This is a genomic window from Bradyrhizobium sp. USDA 372 (assembly GCF_053629095.1).
In genome coordinates this window covers 5,948,560-5,970,520 of record NZ_JBRJHR010000001.1, presented here as the reverse complement: position 1 = coordinate 5,970,520, position 21,961 = coordinate 5,948,560, and the positions used below count along the sequence as shown (strand labels likewise).

Here is a 21,961-nt window from a genome sequence, read left to right as displayed (position 1 = left end):
GTCCTTGTCCTAGAGATCCAGCACCAGTCGGTCCGATTTCGCGCGCGAGACGCAGATCTGCATCACCGTGTTCGACGCCCTCTCGTCGTCGCTGAGAATGACGTCGCGATGATCCGGGACACCGGAGATCACGCCGCACTGGCAGATGCCGCAATCGCCGCGCCGGCAGTCGGAGAGAACCTCGTGGCCGGCAGCTTCCAGCGCCTCGATGATGCTCTGGTCGGCCGCGACGGCGATGACCTCTCCCGTCGACTTGAGCTCGACTTCGAAGGCACGGTTCGGCGCGCTCGAGGTCTCGGCCTTGAAGAGCTCGTAGTGGATGCGATCGGCGGCGATGCCGCCGGCGTGAGCGGCGGCCTTCACCGCATCGATCATGCCTGCGGGACCGCAGACATAGACGTGGGAGCTCGCAGGCGAGGCGTGTAGCGCCGCGGCGATGTCGAGACACGAGGCGTCGCTGTCGTAATGGATCGAGAGAGCGCGCGCGCAGACGGCCTCGAGCTGCGGCAGGAACGCCAACGCGCCCGGTGCCCGCCCGGCATAATGGAGACGGCAGGTCGCTCCCCGCGCTTCGAGCTCGGCCGCCATCGACAGGATCGGCGTGATGCCGATGCCGCCGGCGAACAGAAGCGCGGGCGATGCGTCCTCGTGCAGCGGGAAATTGTTGACCGGCACCGAGGCGGTCACGACGTCGCCGACCTTGAGCGCATGCATGAAGGCCGAGCCGCCGCTCGACATCCGCTCGCGCAGAACCCCGAGCGCAAGCTGGCCTTCCGGCAGGCCCGGCAGGGCCATCAGGGAGTAAGGCCGGTCTCCCCCGCTCGGCAGCGAAACACGAATATGCGCCCCTGCCCGCCATCGCGGTGCCGCGCCGCCCTCCACGTCGAACACGAGGCTTCGTATCGTCGGCGTTTCCGCCGAGACCGACTGCACCCTGAGCCTCAGCTGACGCGTGTCCATTCGCGGGGTCTGCATAATGTATGAATTTGCATATTTTTAGACATATAACAATTCGATGTCAATCGGCTCTCGGACGGGACGTTTGCAGCTCTGAACGCCGGCGGCCGCTATTCGATCGGCGCCGGACGCGCCAGCTGGAAGAGGTCGCGAGGCCTTGCATACCAGCCGGAGCCGTGCATGCGGGCGATGAGGTCGAGGCCAATCGTGTCGATATGCCCTCGCTGTGCATCGATCACGAACTGCTCGGCGACGTGCGCACAGACGATCTCGCCGATCACCGCGATTTGCCGCGGCCCGGTTTCCTGAACAACGAGGGAGCGGCATTCGAACGCGACAGGGCAGCCCTTGAGGAGCGGAGGCGAGACCATTTGGGAGGGTAGCGTCTCCAGCCCCGCAAGCTCGATCTCGTCGATCTCGGCCGGAGCATCGACTGCGGTCGCGTTCATCGCTTCAGCCATCCGATGCGGCACCAGGTGAACGACGAACTCGCCCGTCTCGACGATATTCTGCGCCGTGTCCTTCAAGCCTCGTTTCGGATGGCGCAGCAGACCGAGCACGACCGTCGGCGGCTCGTGGCCCAGCACGGTGAAGAAGCTGAACGGCGCGGCATTGGCGGCCCCGTGTCTGGATCGCGTGGTGACCCACGCGATCGGCCGCGGCGTCACCGTCGCGGTCAGGATCTTGTAGCGGATATCCGCCGGAAGCTGTCCCATATCGAAGAGCATCGAACCCTCAGTTGCGCACGCGAGCGGCTTGTATTTGCGATCCGTCTAGTTTTTATTTGATCATATGCATATGATCTTATCAAATGTGCCGTATTGCATCGGAGCGCCCCCGACTTAACGATTTGATTTACAAGGACATTCAGTGAAGAAATCGCGCCGCCCCCGTCCGCCGGATCCGGCGAAAGCCTCCGCACGCGGGGCCAAATCCAGCAAGACCACCACGCCAGAACACCGCGGCCGGCGCGGCATCCAGTCGATCGAGATCGGCTTCAGAATTCTCGATTACCTCCGGACCGAACTGCGGCCGGTGCCGCTGAAGATGATCGCGGCCAACACCGGAATGTCGGCCGCGAACGTCCACTATTATCTCGTGAGCTTCCAGGCGGTGGGCATCGTCCGCCAGGAGACCGACACCGGCTGCTACGCCCTCGGGCCCTATGCGTTGAAGCTCGGCATGGCGGCGATCGAGCAGTTCGACGTCTTTGCCGTCGCACGGCCGGCCATGACCGAACTCGCGACGACCATCGGCCACACGGTGTTTCTCGGCGTTTGGGGTAATCGCGGTCCCACCATCATCTATCGCGTCGAGGGCGGGGCCAGCCGCCCCATCATCGAGCTGCGGGTCGGAAGCGTCCTCAGCCTGCTGCGGTCCGCGTTGGGACGCAACTTTCTCGCACATCTGCCGCGCTCGCTGACGGGTGAGATGCTCGATCAAGAGCTCAAGGAGGAGCGCTCGCGCAAGCCGCGGATGGATGATGCGCCAACCACCAAGATCGAGGTGGAAGAGATGATGGCCGCAATCCGGCGCGACGGCATCAGCCGCTGTCGTGATGCGCTGCTGCCGAACTTCACCTCCTTATCCGCACCGATCTTCGATCAGGCCGGGTTCATGATCGCCGCCATCACGATGATGGGGCCGATCGGCATTCTCGACGACGACCTGAAAGGCCCGACCGCAACCGCGCTGATCCTCCATGCGCGCGCCATCTCCGCGACCGCCGGCTGGCAGCCCGAGGCGTGACGGCTCCACGACCGGGCACGACGCAACAGCGCGGCCGCATCTCGGCACACGGACTTGCATCGATCAGCTGATTGGGGATCAACCTCCCGGCGCTCTCGATACCATTTGCGGCGCCGCCGCGGTGGATACCGGTTTCCTGGCCGGCAGCAATAGGCCAATCCATGCGCCGACCAGCGACAACAGCGCCGCCAATGTCATCGCTGCCTCGAAACCGTCGGCGAAACGAGCCGCGCTGTCCATTGCGCCATTCGCCGAGAAAGTGGCAACCAGCGCCGCAATCCCGAACATGCCGCCGAGAAATCGGCCCATGTTGAAGATGCCCGAAGCCTTCGCCATTTCAGCCAATGAAACCGAGCTCAGGATGGCGTTCTGCGCCGCGGGCATCGCCATGGACACCCCAACGCCGGCGATCACCAGCGGAGCAATTAGCGCGCCGTAGGCGACATCGGGCGAAGCGATGAAGGCGATCCAACCAAGCCCGAGCGCCTGCATGATCAGTCCCGTCACGACGAGCGGCCGCTCGCCAAACTTGCCGACCACGGCGCCCGCGATCGGAGCGGTCACAAACAACGTCGCCGTCCATGGCAGCAGGCGCACGCCGCCCCCGAAGGCGCCGAAATGCAGGGTCACTTGCAGGAACTGCGGCAGCAGGAATACGACGCCATACATCGCAGCATAGAACAGGAAGCTCAGCGAGAGCGCCGCCGAGAACGACCGCGACACGAACAGCCCGAGCGGCACCATCGGCGCAGCGACGCGCGCTTCCCAGATCAGGAATGCGATCGCGAAGACGAGACCAACGATCATCGAACCTACGACTTCCGCGCTGGTCCAGCCAACATTGTTGCCGCGCATGAGGCTCCAGACCCAGGCCAAAGCGGCAACGGCGACCAGTGTCAGCCCGGTGACGTCGAGTGTTGCCGCAGGTCCAAAGCTCTCGCGCAAACGCGCCCGCACCAATGTGGCCGCGAACGCGCCGATCGGCAGGTTGATCCAGAAGATGGAGCGCCAGCCAAGCTGCTCTGTGAGAAGGCCGCCGATCGCGGGCCCGATGATCAATGCAAAGCCGGTAATCCCTGAAAAGACGCCGAGCGCCTTGGCGCGCTCCTCCCGCCCGAACGTTCCACTCAGGATCGCCATCGCAAGCGGCATCACCAGCGCCGCTCCAGCACCCTGCGCGGCACGCGCCGCGATTAACCAACCGATCGTCGGCGCCTGCGCGCAAGCGGCCGAGGCGAGTGTGAACAGCGCGATGCCGCCAGCAAACATTCTGCGCCGCCCGAACCGGTCGCCGAGCGCGGCTCCGGACAGCAGCAGCACGGCGAAAGCGAGATTATAGGCGTTAACAGTCCATTGCAGTGTCTCGACCGAGCTCGAGAACTCGATGCGGATACCTGCGAACGCCGTCGTAAGGACCATCGCATCCAACGCCATCATGAACGAGGCAAGCGAGGTCAGGGCGAGTACCCAGGTCTTCTCCGCGGGGGTGGGAGCGTCTTGCATCTCATCAATCTCCATCTTGGGGCCGGAACGGCGCTGTCGCGGAGAGGACGAAGCAGGAGAGCCCAAGGATGCTGGCTGAAAAAAACTTGTGCGGGCCGCATCCTTTGGACCCAGCCAGACGTCCTAGTGATCGAGAAGCCGCAAGTTCGTGCTGCGGTGAGATGAGGAGACAACGATGAAACGAAACGTGATCCGCTACAGGACCAAGGCCGACTTGGCCGACAAGAATGCCGAGCTGGTCGAGGCGGTGTTTGCCGAGCTGAAGGCGGCGCACCCGGAGGGAGTGCGTTACTTGACGCTGCGGCTCGAGGACAACACCTTCATCCACATCGTCGAAACCACGGCCGAGGACGGCTCGTCAGCGCTGCCGAAGCTTGCGGCCTTTCAGGCCTTTCAGAGCGGTTTGCGTGACCGCTGCGCCGAGCCGCCGGTGCGCAACGGTGCTATTGTCGTCGGCAATTATCGCGTGCTGGCGGAGCCATAGGGCTCGTGGTGGAGGCATGATGAACTCAGCTCGGGAAGGCGCGGCCCACGACATTCCGGCGCTCCTGGTGGCTATCCGGCCGCGGCTGCACCGCTATTGCGCGCGTATGGTCGGATCCGCCATCGACGGAGAAGACGTACTGCAGGACGCGCTGATCAAGGCCGTGGAGGCGGCCCCTACGGCCAGTCCGATCCGCAATCCGGAGGGCTGGCTGTTCCGGATTGCTCACAATACGGCGCTCGATTTCCTGCGCCGGCGCAACCGGCAAGAGGCACTGCATTCGCTTCAGGAGGTGGACATGATCGTTGACGAGATCGACACGGTCGCAAGCCGCCAAATCGCAGCGACCAGCCTGCGCACTTTCATGCGCCTGCCGGTTGGCCAACGCGCAAGCGTGATCCTGATGGACGTGCTCGGCTGCTCGCTTCAGGAGATCTGCGATGTCATGGACTTGAGCCTGCCCGCAGTAAAGGCTGCGCTGCATCGCGGGCGCTCGCAGTTGCGCGAGCTTGCAGATGAACCCGACGATGCGCCGCCTCCGCGTCTGTCGGCAGCCGACCGCACGCGGCTGGCCAATTATGTCGACCATTTCAATGCACGGGATTTCGATGCGATTCGCGCCATGATCGCCGAGGACGTCAAGCTCGATCTGGTCAACAGGACCCGACTGACCGGCAAGGCCGAGGTGTCCCGCTACTTCGGCAACTACGCAAGAATCAATGACTGGCACCTCGTACCGGGCCTCGTCGAACGCCATCCGGCCGTCCTGGTGCTCGATCCCGCGGCGATCCCCGGTTCAAAGCCCAAATACTTCATCCTGCTCGGATGGGCGTCGGGCAAAGTCGCCAGGATACGGGACTTCAGGCATGCCTCGTACGTTGCCGAAGACGCTGACATCCTGGTCGACCAAGACAAGATCGGGCGTTAGGAGCCCGACCAGCGTTTCGATGCACTGGGTTCAGTCACGGAGCGGGCATTGGAGTTGCCATCGGTGCCGCGCCCCAAGGCACGCCCCCAAGGCACTGCAGCTACGTCATCCGAACCCAAGCGCCCTTGCTTGTTGCGGACTTCACAGCAGCATCGATGAACTGCACCCCTGCCAGACCATCCTCGGCGGTTGGGAAGATCACCTCAGGATCCGGCTTTTGGCCGGCCTGTGCCGCGCGGATGGCGCGCGCTGCTTCGGCATAGATCGTCGCGAAACCTTCGAGGTAGCCTTCAGGGTGACCTGAGGGGATACGGCTAACGCGGGCGGCGTCGGCCAATGTGCCGGCCCCACCGCGCGTCAGGAGCTGCTTCGGCCGGCCGTACGGCGTGAACCAGAGATGGTTCGGATTCTCCTGCGCCCATTCGAGACCGCCTTTGCTGCCGTAGACGCGCAGCGTGAGCCCGTTCTCGTTGCCGACGGCAACCTGGCTCGCCCACAGCATGCCCTTCGCGCCGCCCTTCCACCTGAGCAGAATCTGCACATCGTCATCGAGCCGCCGCCCCTCGACGAAGGTCGATAATTGCGCGAGCAATTCGTCGAGCGCGAGCCCGGTGACGAAGCAGGCCAGATTGTAGGCATGGGTGCCGATGTCGCCGATGCATCCGCCGGCTCCGGACCGGGCCGGGTCCGTGCGCCATGCCGCCTGCTTCTGGCCGGTGGTTTCCAATGGCTCGGTCAGCCAATCCTGCAGATATTCGGCCTTGACGAGACGGATCTCGCCGAGATCGCCATTTGCGATCATCGCGCGCGCTTGCCGGATCATGGGATAGCCGGTGTAATTGTGCGTGACGACGAAGACCTTGCCCGTCTTCCTGACCAGCGCCACCAGTTCCTCGGCCTCGGCTACGGTCGTCGTCAGCGGCTTGTCGCAAATGACGTGGATGCCGGCTTCGAGGAAAGCTTTCGCGACCGGGCTGTGCATGTGGTTGGGCGTCACGATCGCGACCGCCTCGATGCCATCCGCCCGCGCCGCTTCGGCCCGCGCCATCTCCTCGAAAGAGCCATAGGCACGGCCGTCGGCGATGCCGAGCTCCTTTGCGGAGGCTTTGGCGCGAACCGGATCCGACGCGAGCGCACCGGCGACCAGCACGAACTGGTCGTCGATGCGCGCGGCAATGCGGTGGACGGCACCGATGAAGGCACCCTGGCCGCCGCCGACCATGCCGAGGCGGATACGACGATGGCCGCCGGTGTCAGTGCTTGCTTCGATCGCCATGTTGCACCCTCTCGTCAGGAGATGCCGAGCATCTTGCGGTTGGCGGCAGCATCAGTGCCGCTGCCTGCGAAATCGTCGAAGGCTTTCTCCGTCACCCGGATGATGTGGCTTCGGATGAACTCGGCGCCCTCGGCCGCGCCTTGCTCGGGATGTTTCAGGGCACACTCCCACTCGAGCACCGCCCAGCTGTCGTAATCGTATTGGGTGAGCTTGGAGAAGATGGCGCCGAAATCGACCTGGCCATCGCCAAGCGAGCGGAAGCGGCCGGCACGGTCGACCCAGCTCTGGAATCCGCCATAGACGCCCTGGCGGCCGGTCGGATTGAACTCGGCGTCCTTGACGTGAAACGCCTTGATGCGCTGATGGTAGATGTCGATGTAGTCGAGATAGTCGAGCTGTTGCAGCACGAAGTGCGAGGGATCGTAGAGCAGGTTCGCGCGCGGATGGTTGTTCACCCGCTCCAGGAACATTTCGTAGGAAACACCGTCGTGGAGGTCTTCGCCCGGGTGGATCTCATAGGCGAGATCGACGCCGTGCTCGTCGGCATGGTCGAGGATGGGCCGCCAGCGCCTGGCGAGCTCGTCGAAGGCGGTCTCGATCAGGCCGGCGGGACGCTGCGGCCAGGGATAGACATAGGGCCAGGCCAGCGCGCCGGAGAAAGTCGCCTGGGCAGTCAGCCCGAGGCGCCTGGACGCCAGGATGGCGCGCTTGACCTGATCGACGGCCCATTCCGTGCGGGCCTTGGGGTTGCCACGCACCTCCGGCGCGGCGAAGCCGTCGAATGCCGCGTCATAGGCCGGGTGAACGGCGACGAGCTGGCCTTGCAGATGGGTCGAAAGCTCGGTGATGGCAAGGCCGTGGCGAGCCGCAATGCCCTTCACCTCGTCGGCATAGGTCTGAGACTCCGAGGCCTTGTTCAGGTCGAACAGCCGCCCATCCCAACTCGGAATCTGAATCCCCTTGTAGCCCAGGGATGCCGCCCATCCGCACATCGCATCGAGCGAGTTGAACGGCGCCGCGTCGGCAGCGAACTGAGCCAGGAATATCGCAGGCCCTTTGATCGTCTTCATCGAATGCCTCCTTCTGCCTTGGACGTTTTTCGGATCGCTTTTCCGCATCATGGGTGCGAGGATGCCGGCCATCGAGAAAGAGAGCAATACCGGACTACGCGACGGGATGAAGCTCTATATCGCGACGGGACCGATGATCCTACGCTCCAACAGATGGCGAGCGCCCCGCGCGCACGGTAGGCTGCGCGTTTGCCAAACTGGCCGGAGCCATTGCGGCTGCGACCGAACCCAGCCCATCTCGCTCCGCAGTTCGATCAATCGACGCGGCCACAAAGTGGCCGCGTCGACTTGGTCAGCGAAAGTCCCCTTTGGTCTCGGGGATCACGACCGCCCCGATCAGATAGATCGCGAAGACGCCGACCGCAAACCAGGCCAGCGACATCGGGATCTGCGCCGGGCTGCCGCTCACCAGCGAAACGAAGGTCGGCATCATGCCGCCTAGCGCGAAGCCGATGTTCCAGGACAGGCCCGTGCCGCTCGCGCGCAGCGCGGTCGGGAAACGCTCGTTCAGGAAGATCAGCACCGGCGCATAGCCGGCATTGCCGATGAAGGCGATGGCGAGCGCAAGAAGCGTGATCTCAGTCGTGTCCTTGGTCGCCGCGAGGTTGAGATAGCACAGCGGCAGCAGCACGGCCGCCAGCGTGCCGATCAGCAGAAAGGTCTTCTTGCGGCCGATCCAGTCGCTCAGCGCGCCGATCAGCACGGCCGAGAAGAACGCCGAGACGCTCGCGCCCATCAGGATCAGCGACGAGGTCTGGTTCGGCACCGCGTTGATCACCTTCAGGAAGCTCGGCAGGTACCCCGAGGTCAGGTAGTAGCCGGCGCCACCGCCGAAGGTGATGAGCAGATTGACCAGCAGGACGCCGCGATACTCGCCCGAGAACACGTCCTTGACCGGTGCTTTCGACACCTTCGCCTGCTTGTTGCCCTGCTGGGACTTGAGCTCCTTGAAGTACGGCGATTCCTCGAGGTTCCTGAAGATGAACCAGCCGAGCAGCGAGCTCAGCAGCCCCGAGAAGAACATGAAGCGCCAGCCCCACACGGCGAAGGCATCGCCGGGAAAGACCGAGGACGTGATCAGGAAGACGAAGGATGCGAGCAATGCGCCGATGCCGGCGCCACCTCCGCCTACCAGGCCTGACATCGCGCCACGCCATTGCGCCGGCACCGATTCCGTCCCGATCGTGTGGGTCGAGGCCACGACGCCGCCGACGAACACACCCTGTACCAGACGCAGGATCAGGAAGATGATCGGCGCGATAATTCCGGCCTGCGCGATGGTCGGCAGCAGGCCGAACGCCGCGGTACTGAGGCCGACGCCGACAATGGCGATCAGCATCGCCTGCTTGCGCCCATGCACGTCGGCATAGTGCCCGAACACTGCCGAGCCGAGCGGCCGCATCAGGAGCGTGACGGCGAACGAGCCGTACACTGCGGCGAGCGACAGTGCCGCATTGCTCGACGGAAAGAACAGCGCGCCGACGACCGGCGCCACGTAGAGCAGAATGAACAAATCAAACAGATCGAGCGCCCATCCGAGCACCGATGCGATGATCGCGTTGACCATCTGCTTGTTATCGGCCGATGCTTGCGCACCCGCGGCCGGCATATCCATCTCAGCCATTTTGTCCTACCTCCCCGCTTGAGTAATGCCGCGGTCCGCGCCATTGCGAACCACGGCAGTTCGTTGCATCGCGTATCAGCGGCCGACGAATTTCGGCGGGCGCTTGGCGTTGAAGGCCTCGACGCCCTCCTTGAAGTCCTCCGACTGGCGCAGGCGGCTGTAGCAATGGCCTTCGAGCTCGATGGCAATCGCCAGCGTCGAATCCTCGGTGTCGTTGAGCAGCTTCTTGGCGGTGCGCTGCGCCAGTGCAGAGAAGGTGCGGAGCTCGTCCACCAGTCTGTCGGTCGCCTTCTCGAGCTCGGCATCGGGCACGCATTCGGTGGCGATGCCCCACTCATAGGCCTGCTTGGCCGAGATACGCTTGGAGCGCATCACGATGTCCTTGGTGCGGGTGATTCCGACCATCTTCTGCAGGCGGGCCGAACCGCCCGAGCCCGGAATCTGACCGAGCTTCTGCTCCGGCAGCGCGTATTGCGTGGTCTCGGATGCGATGCGGAAGTCGCAGGCGAGCGACAGCTCGAAACCGACGCCGAAGCAATAGCCGCGATTGGCGACGATCACGGGTTTTGCGCAACGCGCCGGCGCCGCGATGTTCCAGGCGAGCTTGGAGACGTGCTCCGGGCTCGCCGCCATGAAGCCGCCGATATTGCCGCCGCTGGAGAAATGCTCGCCCTCGCCGCGCACGACGATGACGCGCACGCGCGGATCCTCGTCAAGCGTCTCGAAGGTCAGGCGCAGCTGGTCGCGCTGCGGCATCGCCACGACGTTGTAGGGTGGACGTCCCAGGATGATGTCGGCGCGCTCATGCGCCTCGTCGATCTCGACCTTGAACCCGTCGAGCTTTGCGAGCCGGGGATCGGCGAATGTGTAGGGTGACGGCATCTGTGCTTCCTTCTGTTGAATGGATGATGATCAGGCCGCGTCCGACGGCGGCAGGCGCTCGGCCTCGTATTCTCCCGCGACGAGCAGTCGCCGCAGCAGCTTTCCGACCGGCGATTTCGGGATCGCGTCGACGAAGACGTAGCGGCGCGGCCGCTTGAAATTGGCAAGGCCCGAAGTGCGGCAGAACTGCTCCAGCTCGACTTCAGACACCGCGCGGTTGCGCTTGACGAAGGCGGCGACGACCTTGCCCCATTTCTCGTCCGCGACGCCGACGACCGCGACCTCGTCCACGGCTGGATGCAGCGACAGGCAACTCTCGATCTCGACCGGCGAGACGTTTTCGCCGCCGGTGATGATCATGTCGTCGACCCGGCCGGTGACGAACAGATCGCCGTCGGGATCGACGAAGCCGGTATCGCCGGTGAAATACCAGCCTTCGCGCAACGACTTGGCGTCCGCTTCGGGACGGCGCCAATAGCCTTCGAAGGCCTCGTCGCCTTTGAGCGTGGCGATGATCTCGCCCTCCTCGCCGACGGCGGCAAGCTCCGCCACCGACTTCGCGCCGATGCGCACGACCTTGACGTGCTGGTTGAGCCCCGCCTTGCCGGCCGAGCCTGGCTTTGCGGCCGCATTCTGGTCGATCGTAAAGGTGTAGATCTCGGAGCTGCCGTAGTGATTGACGAACAGGCTTGGCTTGAACGCCTCGTTCAGCTTCTTCAGCAGGCCATCGGTCATCGACGCGCCGGCGAAGCCGAGCTTGCGGACGCTGGAGACGTTGGTCCCGGCAAAGGCCTCGTGATGGACGAGATCGTGGTAAAGCGTCGGCACCAGATAAAGATTGGTGATCGCTTCCTTCTCGATCAGCGCCAGCGCCTGGCGACTGTCATAGCGCGGCAGGCAGATGAACGTGCCGCCGATCAACGACATCGCCAGCAGCGAGCGAACGCCCATGGTGTGATAGAGCGGCATCACGCCGAGCGTGCGCTCACCTCGGCCGTAGAGATTTTGCGCGACATGGGCGACCGCGGCGGCGCGTTCGGCGCGATGCCGCCGCGGCACGCCCTTGGGACGCGACGTCGTGCCCGAGGTATAGAGCATGATCGACCAGGCATCGGCACCGACGCGCGGCTCGGCATCGGAGACGCGGTCCCTGATCAGATCGGCGAAGCTGGTTGCATCGCCCGTGCCGGGATCGACGGACACGCGCAGCAGCTTGCCTGCCAGCGCCGAGCCCTGCACGGCCTCGGCGGAGATGTCCTGATGGAAGACCGCGCAGGCCTCGGCATTCTCGATGCAATAGTCGAGCTCGTCGGCCGTGGCACGCCAGTTGATGGGCGTGATCACGAGGCCTGCGAACTGGCAGGCCCAGTGCAGCGTCGCCGCTTCCCAGCGGTTCTGCAGCAACGTGACGACGTGATCGGCGGGCTTGAGGCGGAGGCGGTCGAACGAGGCGACGAGAGCAGAAATTCTGTCGTACCATTGCCGGTAGGTCAGGCGGAGTTCGCCGTCGACCAGGGCAATGGCGTGAGGATCGCGCGCGGCGCTGGCAATGAAGCTGCTGGCGAGATCAAGCATCGGACGTCTCTTTGTTGGATGAAGCAAGCTCGGCGGCGGCATCCAGCGCCGCCTGGATGATCGGCGTGTAGCCGGTGCAGCGGCAGATATGGCCGCTAAGGAGATCGCGGATCTCCGCCTCGGTCGGCGCCGGGTTCTTCGCGAGATAATGATCGAGCGACATCAGAATGCCGGCGGTGCAGAAGCCGCACTGGAGCGCGTGGTTGCGACGGAACGCCTGCTGCAGCACGCCGAGCCTGTCGGCCGACGGCGCGAGGCCTTCGACGGTCTTGAGCTCGCAGCCATCGACCTGCGCGGCGAGCGTCAGACAGGACCGTGTCAGCATGCCGTCGACGACGACAGTGCAGGCACCGCAGACGCCGTGCTCGCAGCCGACATGGGTACCGGTCGCGCCCAGCTGGTGACGCAGGAAATCGGACAGCAGCATGCGCGGCTCGGCCTCGCCCTCGACCGGCTTGCCGTTGAGCGTGAAGCGGACGGGATGGCGGCGATCTGCCTCGAGGCGCGTCATTGCAGCACCTCGCCGATCAGGTCGCGGCCGATCATGCGCACGAGGTCACGGCGATAGCGCGCCGTGGCGTGGACGTCGTCGCGTGCGCCAAGCTCCCAGGCAAAGGCGTTGAGGGCATCGTCGAGCGCGCCTCCCTCCAGCCGCGGCCAGTCGCGCGCGGTCGGAACATCCGCGACGCCGCCAACGGCGAGGCGCACGCCCGTCGGCGTCTTCATCGCAGCGCAGGCAACAATGGCGAAGTCGCCGTGCCGGCGCGCGAGCTCGCGGAAGGCGACGCGCAATCCCTTCACCGCCGGCAGCGAGATGCCCTCGATCAGCTCGTCATCGGCGCGCGCAGTCAGCATCATGCCGGCAAAGAAATCTTTGGCCGCGACGCGACGGCGTCGTTTAGCGTTGCGCAACAGCACCTCGCCATCAAGTGCGACCAGCGCGAGCGGCATCTCGGCACTGGGATCGGCATGCGCGAGCGAACCGCAGATGGTGCCGCGGCTGCGGGTCTGCATATGCCCGACCCAGGGCAGCGCCAGCGCCACCAGCGGCAGTGCCTCGGCGAGACCAGGCCAGGCCAGGAGATCGGCCTGCCGCACGCCGGCGCCGATGACGATGCTATCGCCCTTCCGCTCGATCTGGCGCAGCTCCCTGATCCGCATGATGTCGATCAGCAGCTTCGGCTTGGCGAGGCGCATGTTGAGCATCGCCATCAGCGACTGGCCGCCGGCAAGGACGCGGGCATCGCCGCCCTGCTGCGCGAGGCCTTCGAGGACGTCACCGATGCTCTCGGCGCGGAGATAGTCGAATGCGGGCGGCTTCATCGGCGCCCCCCGAACAAGCCGGCGACCTTTGCCAGCAGCGCGAACAGCGAGAAGCCTCCACCCGAAGCACCGCCGGCCTTGCGGGCCAGCGCGGTGAAAAACTGGCCGATGATCACGCGTGTCGCGCCATCAAGCAGACGGCCGCCGATGCTGGCGACCTTGCCGCCGATCGCAGCGTCATAGCTGTAGGTCAGCTTCGTGCCGCCGTTGCCGTCCGGTGCAAGCGTGATCCGCCCCTCGGCGCTGCCAAAGCCCAGCGCGCCGGTGGCGCCGCCGCGCAAGGTGACCGCGCGTGGCGGGTCGAGATCGAACAGATCCACATCGGCGCGATAGCGGCCGGTGACCGGGCCGATGCCGAGCGTGACGTCCGCGCGGAAATGCGTGTCGGTGACCTTGTCGACGCGCTGGCAGCCGGGAATGACCGATTGCAGCGTGGCCGGATCGAGGAGCATCGCCCAGACCTGCTCCGGCGCGCCCTTCAACGTGGCCTGTCCTTCGCCGCGCAGCCGCCTGTCGCCGTCACGAACGGGGGCCGAGGTCGCGCCGCCTGCCGGAGGCGGCGGCTCGACGCCGCGCACCAGTTCGGCGAGCCGCGCCGGCACCAGCGGCAAGGTGATGTCGGCAATGCCAAGTGCATCCGCGACCGCATTGGCGAGGCACACCGGCGTCGACATGCAATTGCCTTCACCGACGCCCTTGGCGCCGAGCGGCGTGAACGGCGACGGCGTCTCCATGTGGAAGATCTCGGGCTCCGGCACCTCGGTTGTGGTCGGCAGCAGATAGTCGGCGAACGTTCCCGTCAGGAAGCTGCCGTCCTCGGCGTAGGCATATTCCTCGAGGAGAGCGGCGCCGAGCGCCTGGGTGAAGCCGCCGCGGATCTGGCCGTTGACCATGCCGGGATGCAAAATGGTGCCGCAGTCGTGCATGGTGACGTAGCGGTCGATCCGCGTCTCCAGCGTGACGGAATCAATCTCGACGCCGCAGAAGTCGAAGATGAAGCCGTGGCAGAGCGAGGAGTTGATGCGATCCTCATCGTCGGGCGGCGTCAGCTCCGGCGGCGTCCAGAACACGGTCTCGCGGATGGTCTGACCGGCATCATCAGGGAGCGAGCCCGGTGACCAATGGCTGAGCGCAGCGACGCGCGAGAACGCGATCCGGTTCTCGGGATTATGCTTTGAGGCCACAAAACCCTTTGCGAAGACGATGTCCGCGGCCTCGACGTTGAGCTGGCTCGCAGCAATGCGCGCGAGCCGGCCAGCGACGCGCTCGGCCGCAAGTTTTGCTGTGCCCGCCACGGCCGCGGCGAAGCGGCTGGCGTAGTTGCCGGACGCGATCGACCAGGCATCCTTGGCCGTGTCGATCTCGGTGTTGACGCGGATGTCCCCGGGCTGGAGGCCAAAGACGTCGGCGACGACCTGCGACAGCACGGTGCGATGGCCCTGCCCCTGCGGCACGGAGGCGACATGGACGGTGACGCTGCCAACGGGATCAAGGCCAACGGTAGCCGTCGCCTGCGCGCCGTTCTTGGGACCTGCCTTGCGGCGCTCGGCCGCCGTCAGCACGGTCGTGATGTAACCCATGTTGGAGACGCTGGGCTCGACCACCGCGGTGAAGCCGATGCCGTAGAGACGCCCTTGCGCCCGCGCCGCGTCGCGCCGCGCTTTCAGCTCCGCGAGCCGGCCCTGCTCGACCGCGCGCGCGACAGCTTCCTGATAATTGCCGGAGTCGAGTAACGCGCCAGTTGCCGTAGGATAGGGAAATGCGCCGGCGCCGATCAGATTGCGCTTGATCACATCGAGCGGATCGAGGCCGAGGCCGATCGCAATCGTCTGAACCAATCGCTCCAGCGCGAAATAGACCTGCGGGCCGCCAAAGCCGCGGTTGAGGCCGGTCGGCGTCTTGTTGGTGACGACGACGCGGTTGCGGACCTTGACGTGACGAATGTCGTAGGCACCGGTCAGATTGCCGTGCATGCGATAGAGCGTCGCCGGCTCGGGCGCGCGCAAATGCGCGCCGCAATCCTCGACCTGGTCCCAATCCAGCGCGAGGATCTTTCCATCCGCCGCGACCGCCGCCGACAGCGTCGTCGCGCGGTTGGTCGCCGACACCGATGCGGTGAGATGCTCGAGCCGGTCCTCGATCCACTTCACCGGCCGGCCCGTGATGCGCGCGGCGGCGGCGATCAGCACGATGTAGGGAAACACGCCTTGCTTGACGCCGAAGCTGCCGCCGGAATCCGGCGGCGTGCGCAACCGCAGGCGATTGCCCGGCACTTTCAGCGCCCGCGCGATCACGGTGTGGATGCTGAACGGGCCCTGAAAATTGGCGAGAACCTCATAGGCGTCCTCGCCGGCATCATGCGAGGCGACGACGCCATAGGTCTCGACCGGCGTGCAGGAATTACGGGGATAGCGGATGTCGATCGAGAAGCGATGCAGAGCCTCCGCAAAGACACTTTCTGGATCGCCATAGCGGAAGGAACGATCGCTGGCGAGATTGCCGGGAAAGCCGTCATGCAGCACGGGAGCATCAAGCGCCAGCGCACCCAGCGGATCGACGACGGCGCCGCGCGGTCGATATTCGACGTTGATGAGCTCGGCCGCATCCTCGGCATGCGCGCGATCCGTCGCGACGACCACGGCAACCGGCTCGCCGACATAACGCACGCGGTCCATGGCGATCGGCCAGCATTCGACCGGCGCCTTCACGCCGACGACGAGGCTTGTCGTGACCGCCTTGACATCGCTGCCGGTCAGAACCGCCGCAACGCCCGGCACGCGTTTTGCAGCTTCAGCATCGATCGAGAGAATATCGGCATGCGCATGCGGCGAGCGCAGGATGGTCGCGTGCAGCGTGCCGGGCGCAACACCGAGATCGTCGATGAAGCGACCACGGCCGGAGAGCAACGCGGCGTCCTCGACGCGCTCGATCGAGCGCCCGACCCACGGCTCATCGCCTCGTTCCGGATCTGCGGATCTGACCGCCTGCAACATGTCCCGGCATACCTCCCGACGCGTTCTTTGACGCGGCGGTGACACTTGTCAGGACAGGGGCTGCGCGGGCCATACCGCCCGCTCTCACGACTTACCAAATCGTCTCATTCGAGCGCGTGCAGCGCAATATCAGCCCGCGAGACTCAACCAGCGAGACGCGAGACGTTGCGAAACTCGCGCGGGCTGACGCCGGCATGGTCGCGGAAGAAGCGCGTGAAATGCGCCGGCTCCGGAAAGCCAAAACGCTCGCTGAGCTCGCCGAGCGGTGTGTCCTCGCGCATGACAGCATCGAGCGCGCGTTCCATGCGGACCACGTTGAGATAGATTTTTGGCGAGACACCGAGCGAGGTCTCGAACAGGCGGAAGAACTGCGCGCGCGAGAGCCCTGCGTCCTTCGCGAACTGATCGACGCCGCCATAGGAATCATGCACGCGCATCGCATCCATCGCGCGGCGGATGCGCCAGTCGCAGCTCACCGCGCTCATGCCGCGGATCGAGGTCGGAAAGCTGCGCCAGGGCGTAAAGCGCTCGATCACCGCGATCATCAGGTCCGACAGCGTCTGCTCGTGGGTCCGCACCGCATCCGGATTGGCCATCATTTCGGCCGCCAGGTGCAGCGTGAGCTGGCGGATGCGCGGCGACACCTCACCCGAGGGCCGCTCGAAAAAGCCCGGCGCGCCGCTCGCGGCCCAGCCGGGACGGAACTCCTTCAGCCATTCCGGCTCGATATAGAGCGCCATGATCAGGGTGCGCGGACGGTTGACGTCATGCACATAGGCATGCGGCTTCCAGCCGTCGACCAGTACGGCGGCGGTGTCCGTCAGCGGCGTGACCTGGTCGCCGACCATGAACTGCGTATCGGCCCCCTCGACCTTGAGCAGGACGTGGCAATGATGATGAGCGTGGCGGACCAGCGATCGATCCATGTCGAGCAGCGCGACCCTGCCGAAAGCACCATGAGCGATGCGCAGGGCCGTCGACATCAGTTCCTCCCTCCCGGCGTTGCACCGCAAAATGGCTGCCTTGTCGAGTGCGGCACTATAAGCAGCACCCACTTCATATTCCAAGCGCGCAAACGGATGCAAGCCGTTCACGCCCATAGCTCTGCAAGCAGTCCGCCGGGCTTGGATCGCCGCAACGCGGTGGCGAGATCGGCATCCTCGCCTTGACGCGGATGCGCTTGATCGCTTGATGCACGAAGCCGGCACGCCGCGACGTCACGGCGCGCTTCGAGCGACCTCACCGGTTCGCGCAACGTCTGCCTGAAAGACTTTTCCCAACCAACGCTGGAGATCGTCCATCACCGTGTAAAAAGCGGGCACGTACATCAGACTGAGAAGGGTCGAGCTGAACAATCCCCCGATCACGGCGATTGCCATAGGCGCCCTCCTCTCGGCATCCGCTCCCATGCCCAAAGCTATGGGCAGCATGCCGGCGCTCATCGCTATCGTGGTCATGACGATCGGCCGAGCTCGTTTCCGGGCCGCGTCCAACAAAGCCTGCGTGCGATCAAGGCCGCCATCGCGTCTGGCGACGATCGCGTACTCGACGAGAAGAATCGAGTTCTTCGCCGCAATTCCCATGAGCATGAGCAGCCCGATCATGACCGGCAGGGAGATCGACATCTGCGTCATCAGCAACGAGCCGAGAGCCCCTCCGACCGACAGCGGTAGCGCGGTGAGAATGGTTACCGGCTGAACGAACCCGTTGAAGAGCAGCGCGAGGACGACGAAGAGCAGAACGATGGCCGACTCGACCGCGAGCTTGAAGCCGTCGAACAGCTCCTGCATGCGTTCGGAATCGCCCGCAGGCTTGTAAAACACCCCTGCCGGCAGCCGCTTGATCGAAGGCATCCGGGCGACCAGGTCTTCCGCCTCGCCGACCGTCAAGCCACTTAATTCCGCTTCGACCGTCTCGCTTCTGGTGCGATCGGTCCGCTCGATCTGGAGCGGACCTGAGCCGAAGCTGATGTCGGCGACAGACGACAGAGGCACCGGCTTCTCGAAAGTCGGCACCTGCAGCATCGACAGGCCAGCCATGTCGGAGCGAGCAGCGTCGTTCAGCAAAATGCGAACCGGAATCTGCCGTGCGCCCAGGCTGAACTTCGACAGGTTCTGGTCGATATCGCCTACGGTGGCGATATTGACAGTCTTGGCGATCGCAGTCGTGGAAACTCCGAGGAGAGCGGCCTTGTCCGCCTTAGGCGTTATCTGGAGCTCAGGCTTGGCGAAACTGCTTGTGACTCTCGCGCGTTGGAATCCAGGAGTTGCGCGCATATCCTGGGCCAATCGGCGTGCCGCATCGGCAAGTGCTGCGGCATCATCGCTCAACAAGGATATCTGGATTTTCGCGCCGGAGGACCCGTCCTCGCCGAGGCGGATCCGGACGCCCGGAATGATCGACAGTTGACGGCCGATCGAGGCTTCGAACGCCTGTTGGGAGAGGGTTCGCTCGGCTCTCGGAACGAGATTGATCGTAACGGTCGATCTTCTGACCTCTCCCACCGAGGTCGACAGGTCTCCCGGGCCGGAAAGCGTCGAGGTCTCGGTTCCGACGGCGGCATAGACGGAAGCGACTTCTGGTCTCGCCCTCAGCAGGAACGCGACCCTTTGCGTGGCAGCGTCCGTTTCCTGCAACGTCGCACCCGGCGCCAACTCTACGCTGAGGATCGTGCGGCTTCGATCGGCCGCTGGCATGAAGTCGGTCGGAAGGGACGGAATGAGAGATAAGGACGCGACGAAGACTATGACACCGGCGACGATGGTGATCCATCGATAGCGCAGCGTCCAGGTCAACAGCAAGCCATAGTACCGCACCCACGCCGGCTCGGGATGCTCTTTTCCGGTCGTCTTCAGGAGAAAGGCCGCCATCAATGGCGTAAGAAGGCGAGCGACCACGAGAGAGAAGAAGACAGAACTGCAAACGGCGATCGAGAAAGCCTTGAAGAACTGCCCCGGAATGCCCGGCATCAGGCCGACCGGCGCGAAAACCACGATGATGGCGAACGTCGTCGCGACCACGGCCAGGCCAATCTCGTCGGCCGCATCGATGGCGGCCTCGTAAACGGTCTTTCCGGACTGCCGAATATGCCGGACGATGTTCTCGATTTCCACGATGGCGTCGTCGACAAGAATGCCGACGACCAGGGCAATCGCCAGAAGAGTGATGTTGTTCAGCGATTGGTTCAGCGCATACATCACCGCGAAGGTCGGCATCAACGACAAGGGTAGCGCAGCACTCGAGATCAAGGTCGCCCGAATATCCCGCAGGAAGATCCATACGACCAGAACTGCGAGCAACGCTCCCAACAGGAGCGCCTCGATGGCGGCGTCGTATCCCTCGATCACCGCATCGGTCGAGGACGTCACTTCCAGGATCCGAACGCCAGCGTGCGCAGCGCCGAATTCGGCCATCCGCTTCCTGACGGCTCGGGTCACTGCAAACTCTCCGGTCCCGACGGCGCGGTAGACGCTGAAGCCCACGACTTCCCGATCATTGAACCGGGACCTCTGTCGCGGTTCGGCCCATGAGCGCTCGACGGTTGCGATTTCGGACAGCTTGACGCTGCGGCCGTCGCTGAAGGCGAGCCGCATCTCCTTCAGGGCCGCGACGTCCGGAACGCTTCCCACGGTACGAATGACTTGCTCGGATCCCCCGAGCGTCGCACGACCGCCGGGCTGAGTGATGTTGCGGTTTCTCACAAGGTCGGAAACTTCCGCGGCGGTCAGTCCCAGAGCGAGCAATCGGTCGGGATCGAGCTTAACGGTGATTTCCGCATCGACACCGCCGGATCTGAGGATCTTGGAGACACCGGGGACTGCGAGCGCGGATTTGGCGATGTCGTTGTCTATGAACCAGCTCAACGCGTCCGGAGCCATCATCGGAGCGTCGACGATGAACGTGAGGATCGCCTGTCCCGTCGCCTCCACGCGCCGGACCGTGGGATCGAGCGTTGCTTGCGGGAGCTTCGAACGGATCGATACGACGGCATCCCGGACGTCGTTCGTCGCCCGATCGATATCGGTGCCGATCGCGAACTCGACCATGGTCATGGACAGTCCCTCGTTCACGATCGAACGAGTGCGATTGACGGTACCAAGTCCTGCGACGCCATCCTCGACGAATCGGGTGATTTGCGCCTCGATTTCGGTCGGCGCAGCTCCAGGCCAGGCAACGCTGACGGTCACCGTCGGAATGTCCATGTCGGGCATATTGTTGAGCCGGAGCTTCGAGAAGCCGGCGGCCCCTGCAAGGTTGAGCAGCACGAACAGAATGATGGTCGCGACGGGATTGCGGATCGCCCAACCGGAGATGCCGTTCATCGCAGCGCGCCGCCTTTGACCGAGGCAGTCTTGACGTTCACGAAATCGCCGTCACTGAGGAGACCTGCACCATGGGTCACAATGCGATCTCCAGCCTCCAGTCCGCGCAGGACTTCCACGTCATCCGATTCCTTGGCGCCTAGACCGATCTCGACCAACGACACCAGGCTGTCGCGTCCTATCTTGAAGACGTGCGCCTTCGCTTCGCGCCAGACCAGCGCCTTCAGAGGAACGGTCAACGCGAGTTTTCTTTCGGCCGAAATCTCGACCCGAGCGAACATCCCCGGCTTGAGTTTCGTTCCCTTTGGCAGCGCGACATGAACCGTACCCAAGCGCGTCTTCGGATCGACCACCGGCGAAACGAGGCGGACCGATCCATGCTCGGATTGCCCGCCGGGGCCGAGCACCATCACATGCTGCCCCGCGGCAGCAGCGAGCAGGTCGGTTTCGACCACGCGGGCATCGACCTCGATGCGATCGTCCTGGATCAATCGGAACATCTCGACCCCGGCTTGGACCACTTGGCCGATCGCCACCGATCTCGAGGCGATCGTTCCCGCGGCGGGAGCGATGATGACCGTCTGACGTTGCCGTGCTTCTGCTTCGTCGAGTTGGGCACGAGCCGCTTCCAGCTTGGCCTCGGTCGTCTTGACGAGCGTCTCGCGCTGCTCGATGGCTTGCGCGCTCATCACGCCCGAGGACACCGAATGCGCGCGCGCAGCATCCGATCTGGCAATGGCAAGGCTCGCTTCCAGTTCGTCGATCGCGGCTTTCTGCTTGGATATCGCTGCAGCCGTCAGATCCTGGCTGAGGCGCGCCAGTACCTGCCCCTTCGCAACGAGGTCGCCTTCGTCCACGGCGACCTCGATCACCGCCAGCCCACCCGCTTCAGAGCTGACCGGGATTTCACGCCACGCGACGACGTTGCCTGTCGCCGTGATCGTTCTGGTGACCTCCGATCTCTCGACCGATGCGGCCACGACGGTCATCGCGAATGAGAGACTTTCCGCATGGACGGTGGAATGGAAGACCAGAGACGTCATGAGCGCCATCGACCTCAGGCCGCGATGGATTCTTTTCATATCAGCACCCTTCTCCACGCCCCCGTCGATTCCCGAACGCCTCGCCAGCCATCACCTTCCCCGAACGGCCGACGACTGCTCGGGTAGGACGTGGGGTTTGCTCGCGTAGTACAATTTGTGTCGGATCGTCTCGGGCGGGTGCCCATTTGTGTCGAAATGTTGCTAGATCGGTGCCTTGGCGCCTTTCGTTACG

At 64.5% G+C, this 21,961-nt stretch carries 17 protein-coding genes; 3 read left to right on the top strand and 14 right to left on the bottom strand.

Translation table 11 applies throughout. The annotated features are described in order from the left end of the window. Positions 1 to 9: 9 nt before the first annotated feature. Both AB7M16_RS27925 and AB7M16_RS27920 read right to left on the bottom strand, forming a co-directional pair. On the bottom strand, positions 10 to 960 hold the full coding sequence (locus tag AB7M16_RS27925; RefSeq protein ID WP_453945663.1) for a PDR/VanB family oxidoreductase: 951 nt from the start codon (positions 958 to 960) through the stop codon (positions 10 to 12). Between the two features lie 107 nt (positions 961 to 1,067). Further along, a complete protein-coding gene (locus tag AB7M16_RS27920; RefSeq protein ID WP_453945662.1) occupies positions 1,068 to 1,685 on the bottom strand; it encodes a flavin reductase family protein in 618 nt (205 codons plus the stop codon). Positions 1,686 to 1,827: 142 nt separating this feature from the next. Here AB7M16_RS27920 and AB7M16_RS27915 point away from each other — a divergent pair, with 142 nt between their 5' ends. Continuing rightward, positions 1,828 to 2,706 carry an IclR family transcriptional regulator gene (locus tag AB7M16_RS27915; RefSeq protein ID WP_453945661.1) on the top strand — a complete coding sequence of 293 codons (879 nt, stop codon included), beginning with the start codon at positions 1,828 to 1,830 and terminating at the stop codon, positions 2,704 to 2,706. A 78-nt stretch (positions 2,707 to 2,784) separates the two neighbouring features. On the opposite strand, the gene AB7M16_RS27910 is transcribed toward AB7M16_RS27915, so the two are convergent. Further along, a complete protein-coding gene (locus AB7M16_RS27910; RefSeq protein ID WP_453945660.1) occupies positions 2,785 to 4,209 on the bottom strand; it encodes a DHA2 family efflux MFS transporter permease subunit in 1,425 nt (474 codons plus the stop codon). 175 nt (positions 4,210 to 4,384) lie between these two features. On the opposite strand from AB7M16_RS27910, the gene AB7M16_RS27905 reads away from it, so the two are divergent. Next, the gene (locus AB7M16_RS27905) at positions 4,385 to 4,693 is read left to right on the top strand and encodes a hypothetical protein (RefSeq protein WP_453945659.1); all 309 of its coding nucleotides are present in this window, start codon (positions 4,385 to 4,387) and stop codon (positions 4,691 to 4,693) included. A 16-nt stretch (positions 4,694 to 4,709) separates the two neighbouring features. Continuing rightward, positions 4,710 to 5,621 (top strand): sigma-70 family RNA polymerase sigma factor, encoded by a 912-nt coding sequence (locus AB7M16_RS27900; protein ID WP_453945658.1) that lies wholly within the window; start codon positions 4,710 to 4,712, stop codon positions 5,619 to 5,621. Between the two features lie 100 nt (positions 5,622 to 5,721). Here AB7M16_RS27900 and AB7M16_RS27895 read toward each other — a convergent pair whose 3' ends face one another. The 11 genes from AB7M16_RS27895 to AB7M16_RS27845 form a co-directional block, all read right to left on the bottom strand. Continuing rightward, on the bottom strand, positions 5,722 to 6,897 hold the full coding sequence (locus tag AB7M16_RS27895; RefSeq protein WP_453945656.1) for a Gfo/Idh/MocA family protein: 1,176 nt from the start codon (positions 6,895 to 6,897) through the stop codon (positions 5,722 to 5,724). Between the two features lie 14 nt (positions 6,898 to 6,911). Further along, entirely contained in the window at positions 6,912 to 7,967 is a 1,056-nt protein-coding gene (locus AB7M16_RS27890) for a sugar phosphate isomerase/epimerase family protein (protein ID WP_453945654.1), read from the bottom strand. A gap of 292 nt (positions 7,968 to 8,259) precedes the next feature. After that, positions 8,260 to 9,591 (bottom strand): MFS transporter, encoded by a 1,332-nt coding sequence (locus AB7M16_RS27885; RefSeq protein WP_453945653.1) that lies wholly within the window; start codon positions 9,589 to 9,591, stop codon positions 8,260 to 8,262. A 75-nt stretch (positions 9,592 to 9,666) separates the two neighbouring features. Then, a complete protein-coding gene (locus AB7M16_RS27880; RefSeq protein WP_212254365.1) occupies positions 9,667 to 10,473 on the bottom strand; it encodes an enoyl-CoA hydratase/isomerase family protein in 807 nt (268 codons plus the stop codon). A 30-nt stretch (positions 10,474 to 10,503) separates the two neighbouring features. Then, complete coding sequence (locus AB7M16_RS27875) at positions 10,504 to 12,048, bottom strand: AMP-binding protein (RefSeq protein WP_453945652.1); 1,545 nt, start codon at positions 12,046 to 12,048, stop codon at positions 10,504 to 10,506. Beyond that, positions 12,041 to 12,559 (bottom strand): (2Fe-2S)-binding protein, encoded by a 519-nt coding sequence (locus AB7M16_RS27870; RefSeq protein ID WP_453945651.1) that lies wholly within the window; start codon positions 12,557 to 12,559, stop codon positions 12,041 to 12,043. The genes AB7M16_RS27875 and AB7M16_RS27870 overlap by 8 nt, the downstream gene beginning before the upstream one ends. Continuing rightward, positions 12,556 to 13,371 (bottom strand): FAD binding domain-containing protein, encoded by an 816-nt coding sequence (locus AB7M16_RS27865; protein WP_453945650.1) that lies wholly within the window; start codon positions 13,369 to 13,371, stop codon positions 12,556 to 12,558. The genes AB7M16_RS27870 and AB7M16_RS27865 overlap by 4 nt, the downstream gene beginning before the upstream one ends. Further along, positions 13,368 to 16,364 (bottom strand): xanthine dehydrogenase family protein molybdopterin-binding subunit, encoded by a 2,997-nt coding sequence (locus AB7M16_RS27860; RefSeq protein ID WP_453945649.1) that lies wholly within the window; start codon positions 16,362 to 16,364, stop codon positions 13,368 to 13,370. Before AB7M16_RS27860 ends, AB7M16_RS27865 begins: the two co-directional genes overlap by 4 nt. Positions 16,365 to 16,507: 143 nt before the next feature. Then, positions 16,508 to 17,347: a helix-turn-helix transcriptional regulator gene (locus AB7M16_RS27855; RefSeq protein ID WP_172789262.1), complete on the bottom strand. Its 840-nt coding sequence runs from the start codon at positions 17,345 to 17,347 to the stop codon at positions 16,508 to 16,510. Positions 17,348 to 17,581: 234 nt separating this feature from the next. Continuing rightward, a complete protein-coding gene (locus tag AB7M16_RS27850) occupies positions 17,582 to 20,686 on the bottom strand; it encodes an efflux RND transporter permease subunit (protein ID WP_453945648.1) in 3,105 nt (1,034 codons plus the stop codon). After that, positions 20,683 to 21,729 carry an efflux RND transporter periplasmic adaptor subunit gene (locus tag AB7M16_RS27845; protein WP_453945647.1) on the bottom strand — a complete coding sequence of 349 codons (1,047 nt, stop codon included), beginning with the start codon at positions 21,727 to 21,729 and terminating at the stop codon, positions 20,683 to 20,685. Before AB7M16_RS27845 ends, AB7M16_RS27850 begins: the two co-directional genes overlap by 4 nt. Positions 21,730 to 21,961: the final 232 nt, after the last annotated feature.